Below are 22,253 nucleotides of genomic sequence, written 5' to 3' on the forward strand. Positions count from 1 at the left end.
GTGTTCACCAAAACAGTAAGGCTGGCCGTCATTGCGGCCATGTTGGGCGGCGCGCCGATTCCGGCCCTGGCCAGCGATCTGGGCGCGGCCATCGTCGGCGGCATTATCGGCGGCGCGATCATGAACGGCGCCGGGCAGCAGCGCAAGCGGACCTATCGGAGCACCACCTCGTCGGCGACCCGACAGATGCATGCGCAATCGCAGGTGGCGCTGAATTATTTCGGGTTCAATGCCGGATCGGCGGATGGGGTGATGGGATCACGCTCGCGCGCGGCGGTCTCCAATTACCAGGTGTTCATGGGCTGGCCGGGCACAGGCCATCTGCAAACCATGGAGCGCGATCTGCTGATCGGGTCCTACAACCGCGCCCAGGTCGGCGGCCCGGAAGTGGTCAAGGCGATGCAGCGCGATCCGCAAGGGGTGCGTGGGCTGCTGCTGACCTGGCGCGACGAACGCATGGGGATCAATGGCCAACGTCGCGGCGGTGGCTATGCCGGCCTGCCGATCGAGGTGTCAGACGCGGTTGACGAGATTGCCGACAGTTCCGAACCCTCGGCCGAACAATTGCTGCAACGCACCGGCTTTATTCAGCTCGCTGATCTGAATAACGACGGGCGCAATGATTACGTGATCGACACGGCGGTGACCGGGTCGAACTTTTGGTGCGGTCAGTCGCAATGCGCGGTGTTGGTCTTTGCCAGCCAGCCGGATGGCTATCGGCGCAACGATTTCCGCTATCAGCGCAATCCGCAACTGACCAACACCGCCAGCCCGACGATGTTCCAATGCCACCAGTCAAGCTGTGCGATGAAGGACCCGCTGGCCGAGGGCGGTACCCAGATGGTTGCTGCGCCGGCCCCGGCCCCGGCTCCGACTCCGGCGCAGCCGCCGGTGGTCAGCGCTGCGGCCCCGGCGCCAGCGCCGGCCTCGGGGTTGATGGCGTTGCCGATGGCCGCGCCCGCTCCCGCTGATCAACCGTCGCTGGCCAGCTATTGTTCCAAGGTGAACCTGCTGACCAGTTCGAACGGCGGCTTTGTCACCGCCGCCGCGATGTCGGATCCCGATCTGGCCCTGTCGGAACAATTCTGCCTGACCCGCACCTATGCCATCGCCCGTGGCGAGGACATGCTGAAGGCGGTGCAGGGGCTGAGCATCACCCAGGTCGAACAGCAATGTGACGCCTTCGGCCCGGCCCTGGCGCCGTTTGTGGCGGCGCTGAAAGACAGCGAGGCGGCGCAGGTTCTGCAACAGGTGCAGAAATTTGTGCTCAGCGCCAATATGACGGTCGAGCAATTGCAGAGTACCGGTGCCATCTGTCTCTACACCGGCTATCGCCGTGACAAGCTGGATGTGGCCCTGGGTGCCGCGCTGCTGCTCACCGGTGCCGGGCAACAGCCCTATGCCGAACTGGTCGGGCATCACCTTGGCCAGGGCTTTGGCGCCGAGGCGTCGATGGAGCGGGCGCGCGGCTGGTATCAGCAAGCGCTGAGCGCGCTGGATGGCGGCGCGGCGCCGGTGTTTGCGCCGAACCAACCGGAACGGATCGAGCTGGTTCGCGCGGCGCTGAACGTCGGCGACAAGGCCCAGGGCGGCAATGCGCCGCAACAGACGTCACTGCCCAGCTTTCTGTTGAAGTAAGCTTGGGAAAGCAGAAAGCGGCGGCCCTTTTCGGGGCCGCCGTTGACCTGTGCAGCACGCGCATTTGCCGACCGGTGACGGTCGCGCAAAATCTGCCCCGCGCCGGACGTTTTGCCTCTTCACATTGCACCAACAGGCAGCTATACGGCCCGGCACTGCCTGATCTCGTGCGGTCGTGGCGGAATGGTAGACGCGCAGCGTTGAGGTCGCTGTGGGGTAACACCCGTGAGAGTTCGAGTCTCTCCGACCGCACCAACTATCGAACAACCTATCCACTTTGCTTGAACACCTTGGGATAAGGCTTTGTCTGCGCATCCCGGGGTCCAATGGTTCGGCAAAACCTTCGTTCGGAATGAAACGGGCTCTCGTTATGGGCCTTCTGCCCCCGAAGAGTTCGACGTTTGAGGTTAGCCTGTTCTCCAACTGAAAAGACAGACGATGAAGATAAGCCGTTTCAGCGAAGAAGCGGAAGGCGCTGGAAGCCAAGATCGCCCAGCTGAAGAGGTTGCTGGCCGAGAACAGGCTGGGAACACTGGTTGAGGCCTGGTGCGCGGCGCAGAGCTGTGATCTGGACCATGGCTGAGAAACGATACAGTCAGAAACGGGCCTGTGCCTTGACGGGCATCGACTGAAGGATCTGTGGTCGGAGCGACAGCGGTTTGGGTCTCCATTGCCCGGGAATCGATACGACGCATCGATGAGAGGGGCGCCTGCATGTTCTGCTTACGCGCCAGGCCGGGCAGGTCAGTCAGCCGCCTGCGCTGCCACCCATTCGGCGGCGCCGCACGGCGCGTCGGCCCGGTCGCGGATCGCGCCGGGCCCGATGCAGGTCAGTCACGCACCCCGGCAAAGCGGTTCTGCCAATCCTCGCGCTGGGCATCCTCGATCTTGGCAAAGAGGTTGTCCGGAACGCTGAACGGGGCACCACCTGGCAGCGCCTCGAAATCCACCGCGGCGCCGGTTGGCCAGGCCTGCCCGGAATTGTCCTCAGGGTCGACGGCGGCCAACAGGGTGGCGGCGGCATCCGGGATGAAGGGGGCAGAGAGCAGGGCGTAGAGGCGGATCAGGTTCAGCGACAACCGCACGATGGCGGCGGCGCGATCCGGGTCCTCTTTGAACACCGCCCAGGGCGCGGCGCTTTGCAGATACTCGTTGCCCGTCACCCAGATCGCGCGCAATTCCTGCGCCGATTTGCGCACTTCGATCGCGTCCATATGCGCCTGATAAGCGGCGATGCGCGCCGCCAGATCGGCGATCAGCGCCTGTTCCTGTTCGCCATAGGCGCCGCCCTCTGGTACCGACTCGCCGAATTTGGAGCGGCAGAACTTGGTGACCCGGCTGACGAAATTGCCCAGCACGTCGGCCAGATCCTTGTTCACCGAGGTCTGGAAATTGTCCCAGGTGAATTCCGCGTCCGAGCTTTCGGGCGCATGGCTCAGCAGCCACCAGCGCCAGTAATCGGGCGGCAGGATCTCCAACGCCTGATCCATGAACACCCCGCGCCCGCGCGAGGTCGAGAACTGGCCGCCGTCATAGTTCAGATAGTTGAACGACTTGATGTAATCGACCAGCTTCCACGGCTCGTCGCTGCCGAGGATGGTGGCGGGGAAGCTGAGGGTGTGGAACGGCACGTTATCCTTGCCCATGAACTGGGTATAGGTCACGTCCTCGGCGCCCTTGTCGGTGCGCCACCAGCGCTCCCAATCGGTGCCCTTGCCGGCATCGACCCATTCCATGGCGCAGGCGATATATTCGATCGGGGCGTCGAACCAGACATAGAAGACCTTGCCGTCCATGCCGCTCCACGGGGCGCCGTCGAACTGCGCCGGGACGCCCCAGTTCAGGTCGCGGGTGATGCCGCGATCCTGTAGCCCGTCGCCGTCGGTCAGCCATTTCTTGGCGATCGAAGTGGTCAGAACCGGCCAGCCTTCGCGGGTGTCGATCCATTTTTCAAGCTGCGCGCGCATCTTGGATTGCAGCAGATACAGGTGCTTGGTCTCGCGCATCTCCAGATCGGTGGCGCCAGAAATGGTGGAATGCGGGTTGATCAGGTCAACCGGGTCAAGCTGCTTTGTGCAATTGTCGCATTGATCGCCACGGGCGCTTTCAAAGCCGCAATTGGGGCAGGTGCCCTCGATATAGCGGTCCGGCAGGTACCGCCCGTCGGTGGGCGAATACATCTGGGTCTCAGAGCGCTCTTCGATCAACCCGTTTTCAAACAGCTTCACGGCAAGATGCTGGGTCAGCTTCTGGTTATGCGCACTGGAGGAGCGCCCGAAATGATCGAAGCTGAGCGCGAACCGGCGGGCGATATCGGCCTGCACCTCGTGCATCTCGGCGCAATATTCGGCCACCGGCTTGCCGGCCTTGGCGGCGGCCAGCTCCGCAGGCGTGCCGTGTTCGTCGGTGGCGCAAATAAACATCACCTCGTGGCCACGACCGCGCTGGTAGCGGGCAAAGAGGTCGGCGGGCAATTGGCTGCCGACCAAATTGCCCAGATGCTTGATCCCGTTGATATAAGGAATGGCCGAAGTGATCAGATGCCGTGCCATGTCGCGCGCCCCTTGACTGCTTTGGCATCCGTTTAGCGGGCGCAGCGCCTGAGGGCCAGAGGGCAGGGCACCCGGGCGCCCTGCCTGGTCTTATTCGCCGCCTCAGCGCGCGGTATAGCCGCCATCGACAAGGTGATATGACCCGGTGATGAAACTGGCCTGGTCTGACAACAGGTAGAGCGCTAGCGAAGACACCTCTTCGGGTGTGCCCATCCGCCCCAGCGCATGTAGCGAGGAGATATAATCGCTGGTCGCCTGATCGAAACGCTCATCGACCAGCGGCGTGTGGATAAAGCCGGGGCCGATGGCATTGATCCGCACCTTGTCGGCGGCATGGTCCAGCGCTGCGGTCTTGGTCAGCCCGACAACACCATGCTTGGCCGCGACATAGGCCGGGGCGGTGGCAAATCCGACCGAGCCGAGGATCGAGGCGATGTTGACCACCGCGCCGCCGCCTGCCGCGGTGATCGCGGGTATGCCATAGCGCAGCCCGTAAAACACCCCGTTCAGGTTGATGCTGATCACCTTTTGCCAGGTGTCGACCGGGTAATTGCCGGTTGGCTCTCCGGCGCCACCGACCCCGGCATTGTTGACCATCAGGTGCAGCGCCCCGGTTTCCTTGACCGCGAAATCGACCATCGCCTTGACCTGATCGGGATCGGAGACATCGGCCTGGGTCGCCAGCGCGCCATGGCCAATGGTCTTGGCCATGGCTTGCGCCTTGGCCAGATCGAGATCGGCCAGCACCACCCGGGCACCGCTGGCCGCCAGGTCGCGGGCTATCGCCGCGCCGATGCCGGATGCCGCGCCGGTGACCAGCGCGGTCTTGCCATCAAATCGAATATCCATCAGGTTTCTCTCCCCTCGGGTGAAGCGCATTTCCTGCACTGAAAGTGGCCATCCTTGCTGCCGCTGCCAAGGGGGGTGCGGCAGGATCGCCCCGGCGGCGGGTGAATTGTTTGTCGCGCCCCACGCTCCTGCGTTCGACTTTCGGTAACCTCAGCCTTGTAGAACAGCGCGGATCGCGATGGAGCCAGCATGCAAAAATCCCCACTTGGGCGCAGCAACCTGAAGGTCAGCCGCTATGGCCTCGGCACCATGACCTGGGGCGGGCCGACGCCGATGGATATCGCCCATGGTCAGATCGACAGGGCGTTGGCGCATGGCATCAACCTGATCGACACCGCCGAGATCTATCCGGCCGCGCCGCCGCGGGCGGAAACCGTGGGGCGGAGCGAGCGGATCATCGGGCTGTGGTTCGAAAAGAACAGCCGCCGCAGCGATGTCATTCTGGCAACCCAGCACAGCGGCATCGGCCAGAACCTGGTGCGTCACGGCGCGCCAATCGGGCCAGAGACGATCCGCGACGGGGTTGAGGGTGCCCTTCGTCGGCTGAGGACCGATTACATCGACCTGTTCCAATTCCATTGGCCGAACCGCGACACCTATCACAAACGCGGGGCAGAGCCCGCCGTCGCCCATAGGCCGGACCCGGCTGCCATCGTGCAGACTATGGCTGATTCCCTTGGCGCGCTTGCGGTCGAGCAGCGGCGCGGCACCATCCGCCACTTCGGACTGAGCAATGAAACCGTCTGGGGCATGGCGCAGTGGCTGCGGCTGGCCGAGGCCGGGGCCGGGCCGCGCCCGGTGAGCGTGCAGAACGAATATTCGCTGCTCTGCCGCCAACATGAGTTCGACATGGCAGAACTCTGTCGCAACGAGGATCTGGGGCTGCTGGCCTATGCACCGCTGGCGGTCGGGCTGCTGACCGGCAAATACCAGGGGCGCAAGCGACTTGCGATGGCACGGATCGCGCTGATGCCGGATCTGGGCGGGCGCCGGACGCCGTGCGCCGAATTGGCGGTGGATGCGTATCTCGACATCGCCTTCAAGCATGACCTGGATATTGTCGGCATGGCGCTGGCCTGGGTGGCGGGGCGGCCGACCACCGCCTCGGTGGTATTTGGCGCCACCGACCTGGCGCAGCTTGACCGCATCCTGTCGCAGACCGATCTGCGCCTGAGCGATGCGGCCCTTGCCGATATCGAAATCGCCAGCCGCGCGCATCCGATGCCGTTCTGATTGCCATGCCCAATTGACCACATCTGACACAATAGGTGTCGGTGTTGGCGTTTTCAGCTTGCACCGCGCCGCCGCGCCGCCTTCCATCGTCGGGGTATACAGTTAGCCGCGCTGCCACGCGGTGGGGGGACCAATGCCGCTGCGGATGAACCGTGAGGTTTTCATCACCTGCGCCGTGACCGGATCAGGTCAGACGCAGGACAAATCCCTACATGTGCCGCGTGCCCCCGCCGACATCGCCGCCAGCGCCATCGCGGCGGCGCGGGCCGGTGCAGCGGCGGTGCATATCCATGTGCGTGATCCTGACACCGGCGCCCCGTCGCGTGACCAGAAACTGTATCGTGAGGTGACGGAAAGGATCCGCGCCGCCGATGTCGATGTGGTGCTGAACCTGACCGCCGGGATGGGCGGTGATCTGGTGCTGGGCGGCGCAGAGGCGCCGCTGCCGCCCGCTGATGGCACCGACATGATCGGCGCCGCCGAGCGGCTGGCGCATGTCGCCGACTGTCGCCCCGAAATCTGCACCCTCGATTGCGGCACGATGAATTTTGCCGAAAACGACTATGTGATGACCAACAGCCCGGGGATGCTGCGCGCGATGGCGGTTATGATCCGCGACATGGGGGTGACGCCCGAGGTTGAATGCTTTGACAGCGGCCATCTCTGGTTTGCCCGGCAATTGGCCGAAGAGGGGCATCTGGCGACCCCGGCGCTGGTGCAGCTCTGCATGGGGGTGCCCTGGGGTGCGCCGGATGATCTGGCGACCTTTCTGGCGATGGTTGGCAACCTGCCCGCAGGCTGGCGCTTTTCCGCCTTCGGGATTGGTCGCCAGCAAATGCCCTATGTTGCCGCCAGTGTGTTGGCGGGCGGTCATGTCCGGGTCGGGCTTGAGGACAACCTCTGGCTCGGCCAGGGCCAGCCTGCGACCAATGCCGACCTGGTCGCCCGGGCGGTGACCATAATCGAGGCGCTGGGCGGGCAGGTGCGGGATGCGGCGGCGATGCGCGCCGACCTCGGGCTGACCCGTCGCGCGCCGCTGGCGGTGGCGCCATGACCCGGTCGGTGGCGATCATCGGCGGCGGCGTCATCGGCGCGGGCTGGGCGGCGCGATTCCTGCTGAACGGCTGGGAGGTGCGGGTGTTCGACCCGGAACCGGGGGCGGCGGCGCGGGTCGAGGCGGTGATCGACCGGGCCCGGCGCGCCCTGCCGGGGCTGGGCGATGTCGCCTTGCCCGCCGAGGGGCGCCTGCGGTTCTGTTCTTTGATGTCCGAGGCGGTCAGCGACGCGGAATGGATTCAGGAAAGTGTGCCGGAGCGGCTGGAACTGAAACAAACGCTCTATCAAAAGCTGCAGGAACATGCCGATCCTGCGGCGGTTCTGGCCTCGTCCACCTCGGGATTCACCCCAAGCGAGCTGCAGCTGGCCTCAAACAATCCCGGCCAGATCATCGTCGCGCATCCGTTCCACCCGGTCTATCTGCTGCCGCTGGTCGAGGTTGTGCACAGTGCCAGGAACCACCCGGATATGTTGGAAAACGCCCATGATGTCCTGACCGACCTGGGCATGTTCCCGCTGCGGGTGCGCGGCGAGCTCCCCGCCCATATTGCCGACCGGCTGCTGGAAGCGGTCTGGCGCGAGGCGCTGTGGCTGATCAAGGATGGCGTTGCCACCACCCAGGATGTCGATGAGGCGATCCGCATGGGCTTTGGCTTGCGCTGGGCGCAGATGGGGCTGTTTGAGAGCTATCGCATCGCCGGTGGCCCCGGCGGCATGGCGCATTTCCTCAAGCAATTTGGTCCGGCGCTGCACTGGCCCTGGAGCAAGCTGACCAATGTGCCAAGGCTCGACGATGAGCTGATCGCCCAGATCGCCGAACAATCGGATGACCAATCCGGCGATTTCAGCCTCGACCAGCTTGAGGATCAGCGCGACCGCAATCTGGTCGGCATTCTGCGGTCGCTGATGGCCGAAGGGTCTGGTGCCGGCAAGGTTCTGCGCAAACGCGATGTGGCCCGCGCCGCCGATCTGGGCCTGCCCCGGCGTCTGGCCGATGTCGCCGATCCGACAAGGCCGATTGTGACAGTGTCGCGGGCGGTGCCGCTCGACTGGCTGGATTACAACGGCCACATGACCGAGTCGCGCTATCTGGATGCCTTTGGCCATGCCACCGACGCGATCATGGCGATCATTGGCTGCGATGCCGATTATATCGCCACCGGCGGCAGTTTCTTTACCGTGGAAACCCACATCCGGCATCTGGACGAGGCCCGGGCCGGGGCGCCGCTGCGCATCGAAAGCCGCCTGTTGGCGGGGGATGGCAAGCGTATGCAGCTTTGGCACGAAATGTATTCCGGTGACCGGCTGCTGGCGACCGGCGAACATCTGCAGCTGCATGTCAGCCTGGACAGTCGCCGGGTCTGCCCTGCCGCCGCGCCGGTGGCGGCGGCGATGCGGACGCTGGCCAAGGCGCAGGCGGATCTGCCCCGTCCCGAGGGGGCCGGGCGTGCGGTTGGCGATCCGCGTTAGGTCTGGCGCAACAGCCGGGTCAGATGCGCGGTGATCTCACGATCCGAGACGCTGGCCTGGCGCACCAATTGATCGAAATGCGCGGTTAAGGCCTGCACCCGCACGCTGTCGCGAAAGGCCAGGTAGTTCTGCCCGGCATAGAGCACCGCCAACAGCGGCCCGAACACGGTGATCGGCGAGGAAAACAGCCGCCGCGCATCAAACAGGTAGAGCCGCAGCCGCGGATAAAGCGCCTCATTCAACTCGATAAACTGCTCGATCTGTTCGCGCCGGGTGGCGGCGGGCAGGCCCCGGTAATAGCCTTCGCCGCGGGCGAAACTGTCCATCTCATGCAGCGGCAGGGCGATTTCATAATCCGACCTGGCCGCGCGCATCCAATGCAGGCGATCCTCGGACGCGCCGATGGCCTGTGACGTGGTGCGGCCCAGATGCGGGGTATATTCCCATTCCAGCACCGCCCGGGTCTTGAGCATATCGGGCAGGGCGGCGGGGACATGGCGGACCTTGTAGCCCGCCGCCTCCTGATGCCAGGCAAAGATCTGTTCATCCACCAGCGCGCGCGGCGCGGCGGTGAGGGTCAGCGAGGTGGCCAGCAAATCGGCAGCGGTTTCCGGTCGGTCCGACAGCGACAGCAGCCAATCGGTCGAGACGCCAAGTGCCGAGGCGCATTCGCCGATCACCTGCGCATTCGGCAGGCGCGCGCCTGTGCCTTTCAGCAATTGCGACACGGTCGAGCGGTCGACCCCGGTGGCGCGGGCCAGGGCGCTCTGGCTCATGCCACGCCGGGACAGCGCCTGTCCCAGCCGATGACGGAATTGGATGGCGCGTTGGCGTTTGTCGACAGAATCCGTCATGTGTTTCTAGTTATCACCATATGTCGGCTTTGTTAATCACATTCGGAATTCTGCACCCGGGCCGGTTCCGGTAACGCTTCGATGAAAGCGCCAGAGGACAGCGGCGCGACGGAGGCCTATGGAAACGCGACGACGGACTTTGGTGAAATCAACGCTTTGGGCCAGCCTGGGCCTGGTGGTGATGTGTGGTGTCGGCCTGTTCTTTACCGGCTCGATTGCGCTGGGCGGGCAGATGGCGTTGCTGAACGCCGGTCTCGGGCTGGCGATGTACGCGGTTTATGAGCGGATTTGGGCGCGGATCTCCTGGGGCCGCGATGGCTGAGCCGTCACATGCTGGCCGGGTGATTGAATGGCCGACGCTGCTGTTGCTGGCGGGGTGCTATCTGGTCTGGATGGCCGCCACCACCTGGATCGCGCTGCTGTGGCTGCCCGCCGGGATGGCACTGACCCTGCTCAGCATCACCTTGCACTCCTCGCTTTGTCATGAGGCGATCCACGGCCATCCGACCCAGGACAAACGGCTGAACGAGGCGCTGGTGTTTCCGGCGCTGGCGCTGTGCATTCCCTATCGGCGGTTCCGCGACAGCCATCTTGACCATCACCACGATTCAATCCTGACCGATCCCTATGACGACCCGGAAAGCAATTACTGGGATCCGGCGGTCTGGGCGTGGCTGCGTCCCTGGCAGCGGGCGGTGCTGCGCCTCAACAATACCTTGGCCGGGCGGCTGCTGATTGGGCCGCTGGTCGGGCAATGGGCCTTTATGCGCGCCGATCTGGGCGACATCCGGCGGGGTCGGCGCGGGGTTCTGTCCGGCTGGCTCTGGCATATCCCGGCGCTGGCGCTGGTCATTCTGTGGTTGCTGCTGGTCGCCGATATGCCGATCTGGGCCTACTTCCTGTCGACCTATGGCGCGCTGGCGATGTTGAAAATCCGCACGTTTCTGGAGCATCAGGCACATGAGCGTGCCCGTGGCCGCAGCGTTATCGTCGAGGATCGCGGCCCGCTGGCCCTGCTGTTTCTGAACAACAACCTGCATGCCGTGCATCATCTGCATCCGCGCACGGCCTGGTATCGGCTTCCAGCACTTTATCGCGACAACCGTGCCCGCTATCTGGGGCGCAATGGCGGCTATCGCTACCGGTCCTATGCCGAGGTGTTCCGGCGCTATTTCTTTAGCGCCAAGGATCCGGTGCCACATCCACTCTGGCCCTGGTAATAATTACCGGGCATAGATCGGCGATGGAACCTTGGGTCTTGATCACCTTTGGCGCGGTCCTGTTTCAGACGACCCGCTTCATGTTGCAGAAAAAGCTGAGCGTGACAGCCCTGTCAGCCAGCGGCGCGACCTTTGCGCGCTTTATCTACTCGGCGCCGCTGACCGTGATTCTGGTGGCGGTTCTGCTGCATCTCCGGGATCTGGACCTGCCCGCCTTCACACCGGCCTTCTGGGCCTATGCCTGGATCGGCGGGCTGACCCAGATCCTGGCGACGGTCTGTATCCTGCTGATCTTCCGTAGCCGCAACTTTGCCGTCGGCATCACTCTGAAAAAGACCGAGGTGCTGCTGACCGCCTTTGTTTCGGTGCTGGTGCTGGGCGAGGGGGTGTCGCTGCAGGGGCTGGGCGCGATCATTATCGGGGTCACCGGGGTGCTGATCCTGTCGGAATTGCCGCAATCCGATGGCCCCTGGTGGCGCCGGTTGAACAACCGTGCGGCGGGGCTGGGGATCGGGTCGGGGCTGTTGTTCGCCTTTTCCGGGGTCTGTTATCGCGGTGCGACGCTTGAAATCGCGTCGGATTCGGCGCTGATCCGGGCGGCGGTGGCGCTGGCGGCGGTCGGGATGTCACAGCTGATCGGCATGTCGATCTGGCTGCGGCTGCGCGAACCAGGGCAGATCAGCCGGGTGCTGTCGGCCTGGCGCAGCGCCGGGTTGATCGGGCTGGCGTCACTGGCCGGATCACTGTGCTGGTTCACCGCCTTCACCCTGCAGAACGCCACCTATGTCTATGCGGTCGGCCAGACCGAGGTGATCGTCAGCCTGCTGGCAGGCTATGCATTTTTCAGCGAACGGATCTCATCGCGCGAAGCCCTGGGCATCGCGCTGATCTCGGCCAGCGTGCTGGCGTTGATCTTTCTGCTTTAACCGCAGTTTCAGCCGGTTGGATCGTTGCGCTTGATCTGGCCCTTGAGCCGGGAAAAGGCGCGGTTCTGGTCGTTGTTGGAAAAGAACGGCACCGATTCAGGCGGGCTCGGATCATGGGCGCGCTGTTCGACCTCGGCCAGCACCACCTCGGTGATGAACGGCAGATCGAATTCCCGCGCCTTGGCCAGCGGGATCCATTGCAGTAGCGACAATTCATCGGATGCGCGCGAGAAATCGTCGGGGTCGCTTTGCAGTTTTTCGGCATCGGTCAGAAAGAACCGGGCGTCGAAGCGGCGCGGACGTCCCGGCGGGGTGATCGCACGGAACACGAATTGCAGGTGGCTGGCGTCCGGTAGATGGCCGGTGGCGGCGAAATCGGCCCAATCCGCATGTGGGGCGCCGGGCCAATCTCCGGGTCGGCCGAGGATCTGACCGGTCTCTTCCCACAATTCACGGATCGCGGCGGCAGCCAGCGCGTGGCTCATATCACCTTCGCAGTTTTCGCACAGCCGCTCGACACAGGGCGAGGGCACCGGTGCCGCCAATGGGGCGTCCCCGTCATCGGCATCGACGGCGCCGCCGGGAAACACGAACATCGACGGCATGAACACCGCCTTGGCGCCACGTTGCCCCATCAGCACCTTGGGTTCGGTGGCGCGGTCGCGCAGGACAATGATGGTGGCGGCGTTGCGGACAGCGGTCTTGTCGATCATCGGGGCGTGGTTTCCTTGGGTGTCGGATGTTTCCGGACGGCGGCGCGCCCGTTTCCGGATCCTATCCCTGTCATCGGGGCGTGCCAAGCGTTGACTGGTCGTTCGGCAAGGATATGTACTCAACCTCTGGGAACGGCGCTGAACCCATGCATCCTACGGGCCCATTGAAACGCCACCAACGCCCCCTTGAGGCGCGGCAGCAGGAACAGCGACAGGCCTACGGTCGCGACCAGGAACACGGTGAGCAGCACCAGCGGCTCGGGCCGAAAGGTGGTGAAGGCGACGAGCAGGGCCGGTGCGGTCAGGTGGCCGACGATCAGAATGGTCAGATAGGCGGGGCCGTCATCGGCGCGATGATGGCTAAAGTCTTCCTGACAGACCGGGCAATGATCGCGCACCTTCAGAAACCCTTTGAACATCGGGCCGGAATTGCAATTCGGGCAGCGGCGTCGAAAACCAGACCAGACCGCGCGTTTCGTATTGCGCTCGGGCGTGGTGGAGGGGATCGCAGATATTGTATCGCGCTCGGGCGCGGTGGAGGGGATGGCCTGGGTCATCGGGGCTCTCTTTCCTGGGGCTGACATTAAAGTATGTCAATTCACGCCGGATGAAAGGTGGCGGATTGTCCCCTGCGGCGGCGTGTCGCGAAAAATAAAAAATTCGACGGGCAGCGACGGAAACCCATTCCCGGCCCGTATGAGATTACAGAAAGCGGACATCAGAGGCCGGTTTCAATAGACATCTTGAGGAGTTTTCGATGTTCAATCGCACGATACTTTTGGCTGGCGTTGCCGGGTTGGCAGTTCTGGCAGGCAGTGTTTCGGTTTCGGCTGACGACCGTGGCGCCCGGCGGCATGGCCCCAAGATCGACTTCAGCGAAGTCGACACCAACAGCGACGGCAAGCTGAGCCAGGACGAATTGAAAGCCCATGCGGTCGCACGTTTTGCCAAGGCCGACACCGATGGCGACGGCATGCTCAGCAGCGCTGAGCTGGTTGCCCAGGCCGAGGCCCGCGCCGATCAGGCACGCAGCAAGCGTTTTGATCGGATGGCCGAGCGGATGCTGAACCGCGCCGATGACAACAAGGACGGCAATCTCAGCATGGAAGAAATGATGCCGGCCGACCGCGACCAGGCGCGGATGTTCGACCGGCTGGATCGCGACGATGACGGCGCGATCTCCGAACAGGAATTCGCCCAGATGCAAGAGCGGTCCAAGGGCCGGGGCGACCGGGACCATGACCAGAAGCGGGGTGAGCACCGCAAGGGTGACGGTGATCACGGCCAGGGTATGAAATGGCGCAACGCGCCTGACAACAACTGAGCCGTGTGAGCGGGGTCCGATCGCATTCCCCACGGGTCGGGCCTCGCTTTGATCCCTCGGCACCGCCGGGGGATTGCCCGCCAAGCCGCAACCGGATACCCCCAACGGACGATGCCGGATATGCCCCTCGACGCGCTAAGCAACCTGAACGACGACGCGCTATTGGTGCTTTATGCCAATGGTGATCCGGCGGCGGCGCGGCTGTTGACCGACCGGCTCGGCCCGCGGGTCTATGCCCATGCGGCACGGCTGATCGGCGATCGCAGCGAGGCCGAGGACATCGCGCAAGAGGCGATGCTGCGGCTGTGGCGGATGGCGCCGGATTGGCGTCCGGGCGAGGCCAAGGTGACAACCTGGCTTTACCGGGTCACCGCCAATCTCTGCACCGATCGGCTGCGCAAGGCGCGCGGCGGTCACAAGGGGCTGGACGAGGCCGCAGATCCGGCTGACGACAGCCCGAGCGCAGCACAGGCGATGCAGGACAAGCACCGCCGCGCGGCGCTGGATGCAGCCCTGGGCCAATTGCCGGAACGGCAACGCCAGGCGGTGGTCCTGCGCCATATCGAAGGTCTCGCCAATCCGGAGATTGCCGAGATCATGGAGATCAGCGCCGAGGCGGTTGAATCACTGACCGCCCGGGGCAAACGGGCGCTGACTGCCATTCTGGCGGATCGGCGCGAGGAATTGGGGTATCGTGATGAGTGACAGAACCGGACCCGGATGGATGGACCCCGAGCGGATGGACCCCGAGCGGATGGACCATGACCTCGATCAGCTGTTCGCCACGGCGCGTGACACCGCGCCGGAGCTGCCCGACAGCCTGGCGGCGCGGATGGTTGAGGATGCGCTGGCGGTCCAGGCAGAGGCTCTGACCAGCCCTGCGGTTGAGCGCCCGGTGCTGCGGATCGGGATATTCAGGCAATTTCTGGCGTTGCTCGGCGGCTGGCCGGCGATGGCTGGTCTGGCCACCGCTACCGTCGCCGGGATCTGGATCGGGATGAGCCCGCCGACGATCCTGACCGAAGGCGCCTCGGCCCTTGGCTGGCAGAGCGTCAGCGGCGAGGACGCCTATCTGGTGGATACGATGTCGATCTTTGATACGCTGGCCGGTGAAGGATAGGACGCACAGATGAGCGACAGACAAAACCTGGCCCCGGAACCTGAGGCCCCGAAAGCGCCGCGCCTGTGGCTGCGCCTGGTGCTGTTCGGCTCGCTGGCGCTGAACCTGTTGGTGGTGGGCGCGGTTGGCGGCATGCTGGTCTTTGGCCCGCCCGAAGGCCGTGATCGGCCGCCACGCAGCGACCGGATCGGCGGACCACTGACCCAAGCGCTGACCCATGAGGACCGCCGCGATATCGGTCGCGCCCTGCGCGAGGCCTATCGCGGCGGCCGCCCCGACCGTGGGGCGATGCGCGACGAATACCAACGGGTGATCGCGGCGCTGCGCAGCGATCCCTTTGATGCCGACGAGATCGCCGACAGCCTGTCGCGCCAGCTCGGCGCCGCGACCGAGCGTCAGAAGGTCGGGCAGGAGATCCTGCTGGATCACCTGCGCCAGATGAGTGTCGCAGAGCGCGCGGCTTATGCCGACCGGCTGCAAGAGGGGCTGCGCCACGACCGGAAACGCGACGATTGAATTCCCGCGCCCGTGAGTTGCCGCGCCTGCGCCCGCATCGGTCGGGCGCGGTGCCGCGCTACCCCATCCGCGCCAGCTCCACCCGGTTGCGTCCCGTACCCTTGGCGGCGTAGAGCGCCCGATCCGCCTGTTCCAGCATCTGGCTGACCTGATCGGCGGCGTCCCCCCCCGGCTGCGCCACCTTCACGCAAATTCCGATGCTGGTGGTGATCTGGATGCGCCGGGTCTGTCCGGCAACCGCGATCGGGGTTTCGGCCAGGCGCAGGCGCAGCCGGTCGGCAACCAGATGCGCCTCGGCCCGGCCGGTGTCGGGCATCACGATCAGGAATTCCTCTCCGCCAAAGCGCGCCACCAGATCGCCCGCCCTGAGATTGTCGCGCAGCAGGTCGGCGACCAGGATCAGCACCCGATCGCCCGCCTTGTGGCCATGGGTGTCATTGACCGCCTTGAAGTGATCGATATCGGCCAGAACCACCGCAAACGGGCGCTGGCTGGCGGCGGATTCGACGGCCAGACGTTCCAGGAATGGCTCCGCATAGCGGCGGTTGTAGAGGCCGGTCAGCGCATCGGTGACCGAGGCGCGCAATCCGTCCTGCATCCGTCGGCGCATCCGGTCGGCCAGCTTCTTGCGACGCAGCAGGGCATTGATCCGCGCCGCCGCTTCGCCCGGGTCAAAGCCGCCGGTCATCACCGCGCTGGCGCCGCGATCCAGCGCGTCGGCGAGGGCCGGGTTGGTATCCTGAGCGGCGATCAGCAGGATTTCTGCATGCCGCGAGGCCGGGCGGGCGCGCAGATCGGCGATCAGCTGCTGCAGCGTTTCCAGCGGCAACGTGTCAACCGCCAGCACCACCACATCGGCGCTGCCCTCGGCACGCAGCCAGCATCGTGCCGCCTCGGTGTCAAAGGGCCGGAATTGCTGCCGGGTCACCTGGTCCAACGCGGTTTTCCAGGCCCTTGCGGTGCCGCCCGAGCAGGCGATCAGAGCGACATGACCCGGATCCTCGAACGGCGCCGGGGCTTCGGCCAGGCCAAAACTGCGCTCGGTGGTTTCGCGCAAGGCCAGCGCCTCTTCGGTGCCGCGCGCGCGGATCAGCGCGCGCAGCCGTGCGGTCTGCAGCATTGCGGGCTGCCCCCGGGTGAACACATCATCGGCCCCGGAATTGAGCAGGCAGGCACGGTTGGCGCCATCGGGATCGCCAGTCAGCACGATCAGCGCCGCCGCCACAGTGCCCGGACGGCTGCGAAATCTGGCGCAGAGATCCGCCGTTTGCCAATCCGGCAAGCCGTCAGAGATCAGCACCACATCGGGAGATTGCCGCGCGGCAATCTCAAGCGCCTGTTCGCCGCTGGAGGCGATGAGCACCTGGGAAAAGGCGGCGGACAACAGCACTCTATTGACAATGCGGTTGGTCGCCGTTTCTTCGGCGAGCAGGATCGTGCCGCTCATCGCCTGGGACTTTCCGCTGTTGGTTACGATTGGATCATCTTTTGTAGTTAAAGGTTAACGTTTCCTTTCATTACGCAGGCTATAGGGGAGCATCAGGGGGATTTGCACAAAATGTCGCAGGAAAATGCCGAAACCATCGCTCTGACCTGCCTCGCCTGGCTGGTCGGTGATGAGGATCTTTTGCCGGTGTTTCAGAATGCCTCGGGCGCCAGCGCCGAGGATCTGCGGCAACGTATGGGCGAACCGGGCTTTCTGGCCTCTGTACTTGAATTTCTGACCATGGACGATGCCTGGGTGATCCGCTGCTGTGACGCCAACGGGCTGGCCTATGAACAGCCGATGATGGCCCTGGCGATGCTGCAAGGCGAATCGCGAACCCATTGGACTTGAAGCGATTTTCGGGCTTGGTTTGCGGGCCTGATTTGCGGGGCCTACAGGGTCTTCAGGTCGCGCAATTCACGATCAATCAACTGTTTCAGCACGACCTGATCCGCCGGGTCGAGGCGCGCGGCCATTCTGGTGGCATTGTCGCGGGCGATCGGGCCGCCCGCGGCCAGCGCCCTGGTTCCGGCTTCGGTCAGGGTCACCCGCCTTGTGCGCCGGTCGCCCTCACCTGAGGTGCGGTCCAGCAGGCCGTTCGACTCCAGCAGGCGCAGCGCGCGCGAGGTGGCGGTGCGGTCGATGCCGATGAACTGGGCGATGTCCGAGGGCTGGCACAGCCCCTCATTGCCGACCGCCAGCAGCACGCACCAGGTGATCCGGGTCAGGCCGAGCGGGCGCAGTCCCTCGTCCAGCCGTCGCTCTTGCTGGCGCGCGGCGATCGACAGGCGATATCCGGGAGAGTCGTGAAGGCGATAGGCTGTGTCCGGCATGGGATCAGCGGTATCGGCTGCGGCAGGTTTGTCAATGTGCTGCCACCACTTGCCGTCCTTCTGGGCAGGCGCCATGTTGCAGGCGATGAGGCAGCTGGCAGAGGGCAGAACATGAAGGTGGATGCGATCCTATTTGACAAGGACGGCACCCTGTTCGATTTCGCCGCCACCTGGAACGTCTGGGCCGGGGCGATCATCACCGAAACCGCGGGCGGCGATGTCGCGACGGCACAGCGGGTGGCGGATGCGCTGCGCTATGACCTGGGTGCGGCATCGTTTCGCCCCGACAGCCCGGTGATTGCAGGCACCAACCGCGACGCGGCCGAGCTGATCGTCTCGGCCTTGCCGGATTGGTCGCTCGAGGCGATGGAAGAGTTGCTGATGCAGCGCGCCGCCGCTGTGCCGCAGATGCCAGCCATCGAGCTGGTGCCGTTCCTCGACGGGCTGCGGGCCCGGGGTCTGGCCCTCGGGGTGATGACCAATGACACCGAATTCGCCGCCCGCGCGCATCTGGACCGGGCCGGGGTGCTGGATCAGTTCGACATGGTGATCGGCTTTGACAGCGGTTATGGCGCCAAACCCGACGCGGCCCCGCTGCTGGCCTTTGCCAACGCCCAGGGTCATGCGCCGGGCCGGGTGGCGATGGTTGGCGACAGCACCCATGACCTGATCGCCGGACGGGCGGCCGGCATGATCTGCATCGGGGTTCTGACCGGCCCGGCCCGAGCCAAAGAACTGGCACCGTTTGCCGATCAGGTGTTTCCCGACATCGGCCATCTGGCCGACTGGCTCGACCCCGCATAAGCGCAGAAATCGCGGGAAAACGACTTGTTGCGTCGCATATGGGGGCGCGGGCGCCGCGTGCCGGGGTTGAGGTGATCCAGAGCCAAGGAGGGCGCTGGATGACCGATCACCCCAAACGCAGGCGCAGCGGCGGCCGCGCGGGCCATGCCACCCGGCGCGGCGGCGCGGCGATCGAACAGCGCCCCTGGCACCTGACGATCAACCGCGACCATCCGACCGAACCGATGGACGGTGACGGGATCGCGGCGATCCACAACGGTGCGATGACCATTCTCGAGGAGATCGGTATCGCCTTTCTCAACCCCGAGGCGCTGGAGATCTTGCGTCTGGCGGGCTGCAAGACCGATGGCGACATCGTCTTTATGGATCGTGATTTCGTGATGGAATGGGTGGCCAAGGCCCCGGCGCAATTCACCATCACCCCGCGCAATCGCGAGCGGCAGATCACCATGGGCGGCGGCCATATTCTGTTTGGAAATGTGTCCTCACCGCCCAATTACTGGGATCTGGAACTGGGTCGGAAAGTCCCCGGAACCCGTGAAAATTGCGCCAATCTGCTGCGGCTGACCCAATATTTCAACTGCATCCATTTCGCCGGTGGCTATCCGGTGGAACCGGTCGATGTGCATGCCTCGGTGCGCCATCTCGACGTGCTGTTCGACAAGCTGACGCTGACCGACAAGGTGGCACATGCCTATTCCCTTGGTGCCGAGCGGGTCGAGGATGTGATGGAGATGGTCCGGATCGCGGGCGGGTTGACGCATGAGGAATTCGACGCAACCCCCCGAATGTATACGAATATCAACTCGACTTCACCGCTCAAGCATGACTTTCCGATGCTGGATGGCTGGATGCGGCTGGCGCGGCGTGGTCAGGGTCTGATCGTCACCCCCTTTACCCTTGCCGGGGCGATGGCGCCGGTGACGATGGCCGGCGCGGTGGCGCAGAGCCTGGCCGAGGGGCTGTCGGCGATCGTGCTGGCGCAGCTGATCAACCCGGGCGTTGCCTGCGCGATCGGCACCTTCACTTCGAATGTCGATATGAAATCCGGCGCCCCGGCCTTTGGCACCCCGGAATATATGCGGGCCACCCAGATGACCGGGCAGATGGCGCGGTTCTATCGCCTGCCGCTGCGCGCCTCCGGGGTTTGCGCCGCCAATGTGCCGGACGGCCAGGCCATGTGGGAAACCTCGAATTCGCTGTGGTCGGCGGTGCAATCGGGCACCAATATGGTCTATCACGCCGCTGGCTGGCTGGAGGGCGGGTTGATCGCCAGTCCCGAGAAATTCGTGATGGATTGCGAGGTGATCCAGCAGATCCAGCGCTATATGGACCCGGCCACCTATGCGACGACCCCCGACGATATCGGGCTGGAGGCGATTCGCGAGGTCCGCCACAACGGTCATTTCTTTGGCACCCAACACACACAAGATCGTTACACGACAGCCTTCTATCAGCCGTTTCTCAGCGATTGGCGCAACTATGAGGCCTGGGAGGCGGCGGGCGCAATCTGGACGGTGGAACGGGCGCATCACCTCTACAAGCGCATCCTTGAGGAATTCGAAGCGCCGCCGATGGACATCGCGATCCATGACGAATTGGCCGATTTCGTCGCCCGCCGCAAAGCCGAAGGCGGCGCGCCAACGGATTTCTAGGATCTGCCGGACGTTTTGCCCAAGACCCGTTTTTGCCGACAATTGACTCTGTTCGCGCCCCGGTTTGCGCTTCGTTAAGCGTCGCCGCGCAATCTGTGCCTGATTATGGCGAATGGCGATTGCGATGCATGGATTGATCAACAGGGCGCTGCAGAGGTTCACCAGTGACACCTATGGCACTGCGTTCTGGGGCAGGGTGGTGGAATCCGCCGGGCTGGGCCTGACCCATTTCGAACCGATGATGACCTATAAACCCGAGATCACCCAGCAGCTGATCGACGCCCTGGCGCGCGGTCTGAAACGGCCCCGCGCCACGGTGCTTGAGGATGTCGGGATCTATCTGGTCTCGCATTCGGGCAGTGACGCGGTCCGCCGCCTGCTGCGCTTTTGCGGCGCCAGCTATGAGGAGTTTCTGTTTTCGCTCGATGAATTGCCGGATCGGGCCCGGCTGGCGGTGGCCGATCTGGACCTGCCGCAGCTGGATCTGCGCCAGACCGGTCCGGATCGGTTCACCTTGACCTGCCTGTCACCGCATCCGGGGTTTGGCCATGTGCTGGTCGGGATCCTGCAAGCGATGGCCGATGACTACGGCGCTCTGGTCACCCTGGCGCATCACGACGGCGTGGCGGGGCGTGAGCGCATCGATATCGCGCTGGTCGTCGCCAGCTACGCCGCAGGGCGACAGTTCGATCTGGGCGCGCGGACGGGCTAGCGGATGCAGAATTGCCCCACCGACATGCTCGACCTGCTGTGCCCGATGCATGCGCTGCTGGATGCCAGCGGCCGTATGATCCATGTTGGCCCGACCCTGCAAAAACTGCGCCCGGACGCGCCGTTGGTCGGTCGGCGGTTTCTGGAACTGGTCGAATTGCTGCGCCCCCGCGATCTGCACGACGTGGCCGATCTCTGGCAGGCGGCGGGGATCAAGCTGCGCCTGCGGTTGCGCGATCAGCCGCGCACCAGCCTGAGCGGCGTGCTGTGGCCACAGCCCGGCGGCGGCGCGGTGGTCAACCTCTCGTTCGGCATTTCCATCGTCGAGGCGGTGCGCGACTACCCGCTGAGCAATGCCGATTTCGCCCCCACTGATCTGGCCGTTGAAATGCTGTTCCTGGTCGAGGCGAAATCCGCGGCGATGGAGGCGTTGCGGCAAATGTCACTGCGCTTTCACGGTGCCCGAATCGTGGCCGAAGAACAGGCCATGACCGACCCGGCCACCGGCCTTCGCAACCGCCGGGCGCTGGACTATATCCTCGGGCAACTGATTGAGGGTGAACAGGATTTTTCCTTGATGCATGTCGACCTCGATCATTTCAAACAGGTGAATGACAGACATGGCCATGCGGCGGGCGACGCGGTGTTGAAACAGGTGGCCAGGGCAATGATCGCCGAAACCCGCGAGGTCGACACTGTTGCGCGGGTCGGTGGCGATGAATTCGTGCTGCTGTTTCACCGGCTCTGCGATCGTGACCGGCTCAGCGATATCGCCCGCCGCCTGATCGCCCGGATCGAACAGCCGGTCGCCCATGACGATATCCTGTGCCGGGTGTCTGCCAGCGTCGGCATCACCCTGTCGACGGCGTATCACCCGCCCCGGGCCGAACAGATGCTGGCAGATGCCGATTCCGCCCTCTACGCTGCCAAACGCGGTGGCCGCGCTCAGCACCGTTTCCATCGCCCGGCGGGGAACGGCGCCGGGGCGGTGGCAGTGGTGCATGATCTCGGCCCGGACGGCAGCAGGCCAGGCTGACGCGGCAGAAATCGCGCGGCGAACGCCCCGCGCCGGGCGGCGATCCCCTTCACGCCGGGTGTTATTGGTGCCAGAAAAGCATGTTGAATGGTCCAATCAGGCCACCGAATGTGATGTCGCACAAAGCGGCATGGCGCCTTCAGATCGCAAGGTTTCTGGAAATTTGGCAAACTGGCAGCCCGTAGGGGAGTCGAACCCCTCTTTCCAGGTTGAAAACCTGGCGTCCTAACCGATAGACGAACGGGCCAAACCTTGGC

General features: G+C 64.5%; 23 protein-coding genes and 2 tRNA genes. 17 read left to right on the plus strand and 8 right to left on the minus strand.

Translation table 11 applies throughout. From position 1 onward, the window contains the following. Positions 1–1,638, plus strand: a complete 1,638-nt coding sequence (locus P1U48_RS05185; RefSeq protein ID WP_301067809.1) for a peptidoglycan-binding domain-containing protein — start codon at positions 1–3, stop codon at positions 1,636–1,638. A 169-nt stretch (positions 1,639–1,807) separates the two neighbouring features. Continuing rightward, a tRNA-Leu gene (locus P1U48_RS05190) sits at positions 1,808–1,893 on the plus strand. A gap of 575 nt (positions 1,894–2,468) precedes the next feature. Here P1U48_RS05190 and metG read toward each other — a convergent pair. Next, on the minus strand, positions 2,469–4,190 hold the full coding sequence (metG, locus tag P1U48_RS05195; protein WP_301067810.1) for a methionine--tRNA ligase: 1,722 nt from the start codon (positions 4,188–4,190) through the stop codon (positions 2,469–2,471). A gap of 102 nt (positions 4,191–4,292) precedes the next feature. Beyond that, positions 4,293–5,039 (minus strand): glucose 1-dehydrogenase, encoded by a 747-nt coding sequence (locus tag P1U48_RS05200; protein WP_301067811.1) that lies wholly within the window; start codon positions 5,037–5,039, stop codon positions 4,293–4,295. A gap of 189 nt (positions 5,040–5,228) precedes the next feature. Here P1U48_RS05200 and P1U48_RS05205 point away from each other — a divergent pair, with 189 nt between their 5' ends. The 3 genes from P1U48_RS05205 to P1U48_RS05215 all read left to right on the plus strand — a co-directional run bounded on the left by P1U48_RS05205 (position 5,229) and on the right by P1U48_RS05215 (position 8,798). Continuing rightward, positions 5,229–6,272: an aldo/keto reductase gene (locus P1U48_RS05205; RefSeq protein WP_301067812.1), complete on the plus strand. Its 1,044-nt coding sequence runs from the start codon at positions 5,229–5,231 to the stop codon at positions 6,270–6,272. Positions 6,273–6,405: 133 nt separating this feature from the next. After that, on the plus strand, positions 6,406–7,326 hold the full coding sequence (locus P1U48_RS05210) for a 3-keto-5-aminohexanoate cleavage protein (RefSeq protein ID WP_301067813.1): 921 nt from the start codon (positions 6,406–6,408) through the stop codon (positions 7,324–7,326). Beyond that, positions 7,323–8,798 (plus strand): carnitine 3-dehydrogenase, encoded by a 1,476-nt coding sequence (locus P1U48_RS05215; protein WP_301067814.1) that lies wholly within the window; start codon positions 7,323–7,325, stop codon positions 8,796–8,798. Before P1U48_RS05210 ends, P1U48_RS05215 begins: the two co-directional genes overlap by 4 nt. Here P1U48_RS05215 and P1U48_RS05220 read toward each other — a convergent pair. After that, the gene (locus tag P1U48_RS05220; RefSeq protein ID WP_301067815.1) at positions 8,795–9,652 is read right to left on the minus strand and encodes a helix-turn-helix transcriptional regulator; all 858 of its coding nucleotides are present in this window, start codon (positions 9,650–9,652) and stop codon (positions 8,795–8,797) included. The two genes, P1U48_RS05215 and P1U48_RS05220, sit on opposite strands and share 4 nt — an antisense overlap. A 142-nt stretch (positions 9,653–9,794) precedes the next feature. On the opposite strand from P1U48_RS05220, the gene P1U48_RS05225 reads away from it, so the two are divergent. Genes P1U48_RS05225 through P1U48_RS05235 form a run of 3 tightly spaced genes read left to right on the plus strand, consistent with a single transcriptional unit; the run spans position 9,795 to position 11,798 of the window. Further along, positions 9,795–9,974, plus strand: a complete 180-nt coding sequence (locus tag P1U48_RS05225; protein ID WP_366142863.1) for a DUF2061 domain-containing protein — start codon at positions 9,795–9,797, stop codon at positions 9,972–9,974. Further along, entirely contained in the window at positions 9,967–10,872 is a 906-nt protein-coding gene (locus tag P1U48_RS05230; RefSeq protein WP_301067817.1) for a fatty acid desaturase, read from the plus strand. The genes P1U48_RS05225 and P1U48_RS05230 overlap by 8 nt, the downstream gene beginning before the upstream one ends. A gap of 23 nt (positions 10,873–10,895) precedes the next feature. Continuing rightward, on the plus strand, positions 10,896–11,798 hold the full coding sequence (locus tag P1U48_RS05235) for a DMT family transporter (protein WP_301067818.1): 903 nt from the start codon (positions 10,896–10,898) through the stop codon (positions 11,796–11,798). An 8-nt stretch (positions 11,799–11,806) separates the two neighbouring features. Here the strand turns inward: P1U48_RS05235 and P1U48_RS05240 are convergent, their stop codons facing one another. Both P1U48_RS05240 and P1U48_RS05245 read right to left on the minus strand, forming a co-directional pair. After that, complete coding sequence (locus P1U48_RS05240; protein ID WP_301067819.1) at positions 11,807–12,511, minus strand: NUDIX hydrolase; 705 nt, start codon at positions 12,509–12,511, stop codon at positions 11,807–11,809. Positions 12,512–12,630: 119 nt separating this feature from the next. Further along, a complete protein-coding gene (locus P1U48_RS05245; RefSeq protein WP_301067820.1) occupies positions 12,631–13,068 on the minus strand; it encodes a DUF983 domain-containing protein in 438 nt (145 codons plus the stop codon). 200 nt (positions 13,069–13,268) lie between these two features. On the opposite strand from P1U48_RS05245, the gene P1U48_RS05250 reads away from it, so the two are divergent. The 4 genes from P1U48_RS05250 to P1U48_RS05265 all read left to right on the plus strand — a co-directional run bounded on the left by P1U48_RS05250 (position 13,269) and on the right by P1U48_RS05265 (position 15,471). Next, positions 13,269–13,835, plus strand: a complete 567-nt coding sequence (locus P1U48_RS05250) for an EF-hand domain-containing protein (RefSeq protein ID WP_301067821.1) — start codon at positions 13,269–13,271, stop codon at positions 13,833–13,835. Positions 13,836–13,946: 111 nt separating this feature from the next. Next, the gene (locus tag P1U48_RS05255) at positions 13,947–14,540 is read left to right on the plus strand and encodes an RNA polymerase sigma factor (protein WP_301067822.1); all 594 of its coding nucleotides are present in this window, start codon (positions 13,947–13,949) and stop codon (positions 14,538–14,540) included. Beyond that, a complete protein-coding gene (locus tag P1U48_RS05260; protein WP_301067823.1) occupies positions 14,533–14,955 on the plus strand; it encodes a dihydroorotate dehydrogenase in 423 nt (140 codons plus the stop codon). The genes P1U48_RS05255 and P1U48_RS05260 overlap by 8 nt, the downstream gene beginning before the upstream one ends. Before the next feature lie 9 nt (positions 14,956–14,964). Next, positions 14,965–15,471 (plus strand): periplasmic heavy metal sensor, encoded by a 507-nt coding sequence (locus tag P1U48_RS05265; protein ID WP_301067824.1) that lies wholly within the window; start codon positions 14,965–14,967, stop codon positions 15,469–15,471. Between the two features lie 58 nt (positions 15,472–15,529). On the opposite strand, the gene P1U48_RS05270 is transcribed toward P1U48_RS05265, so the two are convergent. After that, the gene (locus P1U48_RS05270) at positions 15,530–16,918 is read right to left on the minus strand and encodes a diguanylate cyclase (protein ID WP_301067825.1); all 1,389 of its coding nucleotides are present in this window, start codon (positions 16,916–16,918) and stop codon (positions 15,530–15,532) included. A 111-nt stretch (positions 16,919–17,029) separates the two neighbouring features. Between P1U48_RS05270 and P1U48_RS05275 the strand changes: the two genes are divergently transcribed. Further along, positions 17,030–17,308, plus strand: a complete 279-nt coding sequence (locus P1U48_RS05275; RefSeq protein WP_301067826.1) for a DUF3572 domain-containing protein — start codon at positions 17,030–17,032, stop codon at positions 17,306–17,308. A gap of 41 nt (positions 17,309–17,349) precedes the next feature. On the opposite strand, the gene P1U48_RS05280 is transcribed toward P1U48_RS05275, so the two are convergent. Next, complete coding sequence (locus P1U48_RS05280) at positions 17,350–17,790, minus strand: MarR family transcriptional regulator (protein ID WP_301067827.1); 441 nt, start codon at positions 17,788–17,790, stop codon at positions 17,350–17,352. A gap of 111 nt (positions 17,791–17,901) precedes the next feature. Between P1U48_RS05280 and P1U48_RS05285 the strand changes: the two genes are divergently transcribed. The 4 genes from P1U48_RS05285 (at position 17,902) to P1U48_RS05300 (ending at position 21,996) form a co-directional block, all read left to right on the plus strand. Then, positions 17,902–18,594, plus strand: a complete 693-nt coding sequence (locus P1U48_RS05285) for an HAD family hydrolase (RefSeq protein ID WP_301067828.1) — start codon at positions 17,902–17,904, stop codon at positions 18,592–18,594. Positions 18,595–18,692: 98 nt separating this feature from the next. Beyond that, on the plus strand, positions 18,693–20,249 hold the full coding sequence (locus P1U48_RS05290) for a trimethylamine methyltransferase family protein (RefSeq protein WP_301067829.1): 1,557 nt from the start codon (positions 18,693–18,695) through the stop codon (positions 20,247–20,249). Positions 20,250–20,373: 124 nt separating this feature from the next. Beyond that, entirely contained in the window at positions 20,374–20,961 is a 588-nt protein-coding gene (locus P1U48_RS05295) for a heme NO-binding domain-containing protein (protein WP_301067830.1), read from the plus strand. 24 nt (positions 20,962–20,985) lie between these two features. Further along, complete coding sequence (locus tag P1U48_RS05300) at positions 20,986–21,996, plus strand: GGDEF domain-containing protein (RefSeq protein ID WP_301067831.1); 1,011 nt, start codon at positions 20,986–20,988, stop codon at positions 21,994–21,996. Positions 21,997–22,168: 172 nt separating this feature from the next. Here the strand turns inward: P1U48_RS05300 and P1U48_RS05305 are convergent. Continuing rightward, a tRNA-Glu gene (locus P1U48_RS05305) sits at positions 22,169–22,243 on the minus strand. Positions 22,244–22,253 lie beyond the last annotated feature (10 nt).

This window comes from Pseudooceanicola sp. (genome assembly GCF_029213205.1).
Taxonomy (GTDB): Bacteria; Pseudomonadota; Alphaproteobacteria; order Rhodobacterales; family Rhodobacteraceae; genus Pseudooceanicola.

What these genes read in the sequence shown, in the direction of transcription:
- metG (WP_301067810.1), bottom strand. Translation starts at nt 4,190, where the DNA reads ATGGCACGGCATCTGATCACTTCGGCCATTCCTTATATCAACGGGATC.
- P1U48_RS05200 (WP_301067811.1), bottom strand. Translation starts at nt 5,039, where the DNA reads ATGGATATTCGATTTGATGGCAAGACCGCGCTGGTCACCGGCGCGGCA.
- P1U48_RS05205 (WP_301067812.1), top strand. Translation starts at nt 5,229, where the DNA reads ATGCAAAAATCCCCACTTGGGCGCAGCAACCTGAAGGTCAGCCGCTAT.
- P1U48_RS05210 (WP_301067813.1), top strand. Translation starts at nt 6,406, where the DNA reads ATGCCGCTGCGGATGAACCGTGAGGTTTTCATCACCTGCGCCGTGACC.
- P1U48_RS05215 (WP_301067814.1), top strand. Translation starts at nt 7,323, where the DNA reads ATGACCCGGTCGGTGGCGATCATCGGCGGCGGCGTCATCGGCGCGGGC.
- P1U48_RS05220 (WP_301067815.1), bottom strand. Translation starts at nt 9,652, where the DNA reads ATGACGGATTCTGTCGACAAACGCCAACGCGCCATCCAATTCCGTCAT.
- P1U48_RS05230 (WP_301067817.1), top strand. Translation starts at nt 9,967, where the DNA reads ATGGCTGAGCCGTCACATGCTGGCCGGGTGATTGAATGGCCGACGCTG.
- P1U48_RS05235 (WP_301067818.1), top strand. Translation starts at nt 10,896, where the DNA reads ATGGAACCTTGGGTCTTGATCACCTTTGGCGCGGTCCTGTTTCAGACG.
- P1U48_RS05240 (WP_301067819.1), bottom strand. Translation starts at nt 12,511, where the DNA reads ATGATCGACAAGACCGCTGTCCGCAACGCCGCCACCATCATTGTCCTG.
- P1U48_RS05245 (WP_301067820.1), bottom strand. Translation starts at nt 13,068, where the DNA reads ATGACCCAGGCCATCCCCTCCACCGCGCCCGAGCGCGATACAATATCT.
- P1U48_RS05250 (WP_301067821.1), top strand. Translation starts at nt 13,269, where the DNA reads ATGTTCAATCGCACGATACTTTTGGCTGGCGTTGCCGGGTTGGCAGTT.
- P1U48_RS05255 (WP_301067822.1), top strand. Translation starts at nt 13,947, where the DNA reads ATGCCGGATATGCCCCTCGACGCGCTAAGCAACCTGAACGACGACGCG.
- P1U48_RS05260 (WP_301067823.1), top strand. Translation starts at nt 14,533, where the DNA reads ATGAGTGACAGAACCGGACCCGGATGGATGGACCCCGAGCGGATGGAC.
- P1U48_RS05265 (WP_301067824.1), top strand. Translation starts at nt 14,965, where the DNA reads ATGAGCGACAGACAAAACCTGGCCCCGGAACCTGAGGCCCCGAAAGCG.
- P1U48_RS05270 (WP_301067825.1), bottom strand. Translation starts at nt 16,918, where the DNA reads ATGAGCGGCACGATCCTGCTCGCCGAAGAAACGGCGACCAACCGCATT.
- P1U48_RS05275 (WP_301067826.1), top strand. Translation starts at nt 17,030, where the DNA reads ATGTCGCAGGAAAATGCCGAAACCATCGCTCTGACCTGCCTCGCCTGG.
- P1U48_RS05280 (WP_301067827.1), bottom strand. Translation starts at nt 17,790, where the DNA reads ATGCCGGACACAGCCTATCGCCTTCACGACTCTCCCGGATATCGCCTG.
- P1U48_RS05285 (WP_301067828.1), top strand. Translation starts at nt 17,902, where the DNA reads ATGAAGGTGGATGCGATCCTATTTGACAAGGACGGCACCCTGTTCGAT.
- P1U48_RS05290 (WP_301067829.1), top strand. Translation starts at nt 18,693, where the DNA reads ATGACCGATCACCCCAAACGCAGGCGCAGCGGCGGCCGCGCGGGCCAT.
- P1U48_RS05295 (WP_301067830.1), top strand. Translation starts at nt 20,374, where the DNA reads ATGCATGGATTGATCAACAGGGCGCTGCAGAGGTTCACCAGTGACACC.
- P1U48_RS05300 (WP_301067831.1), top strand. Translation starts at nt 20,986, where the DNA reads ATGCTCGACCTGCTGTGCCCGATGCATGCGCTGCTGGATGCCAGCGGC.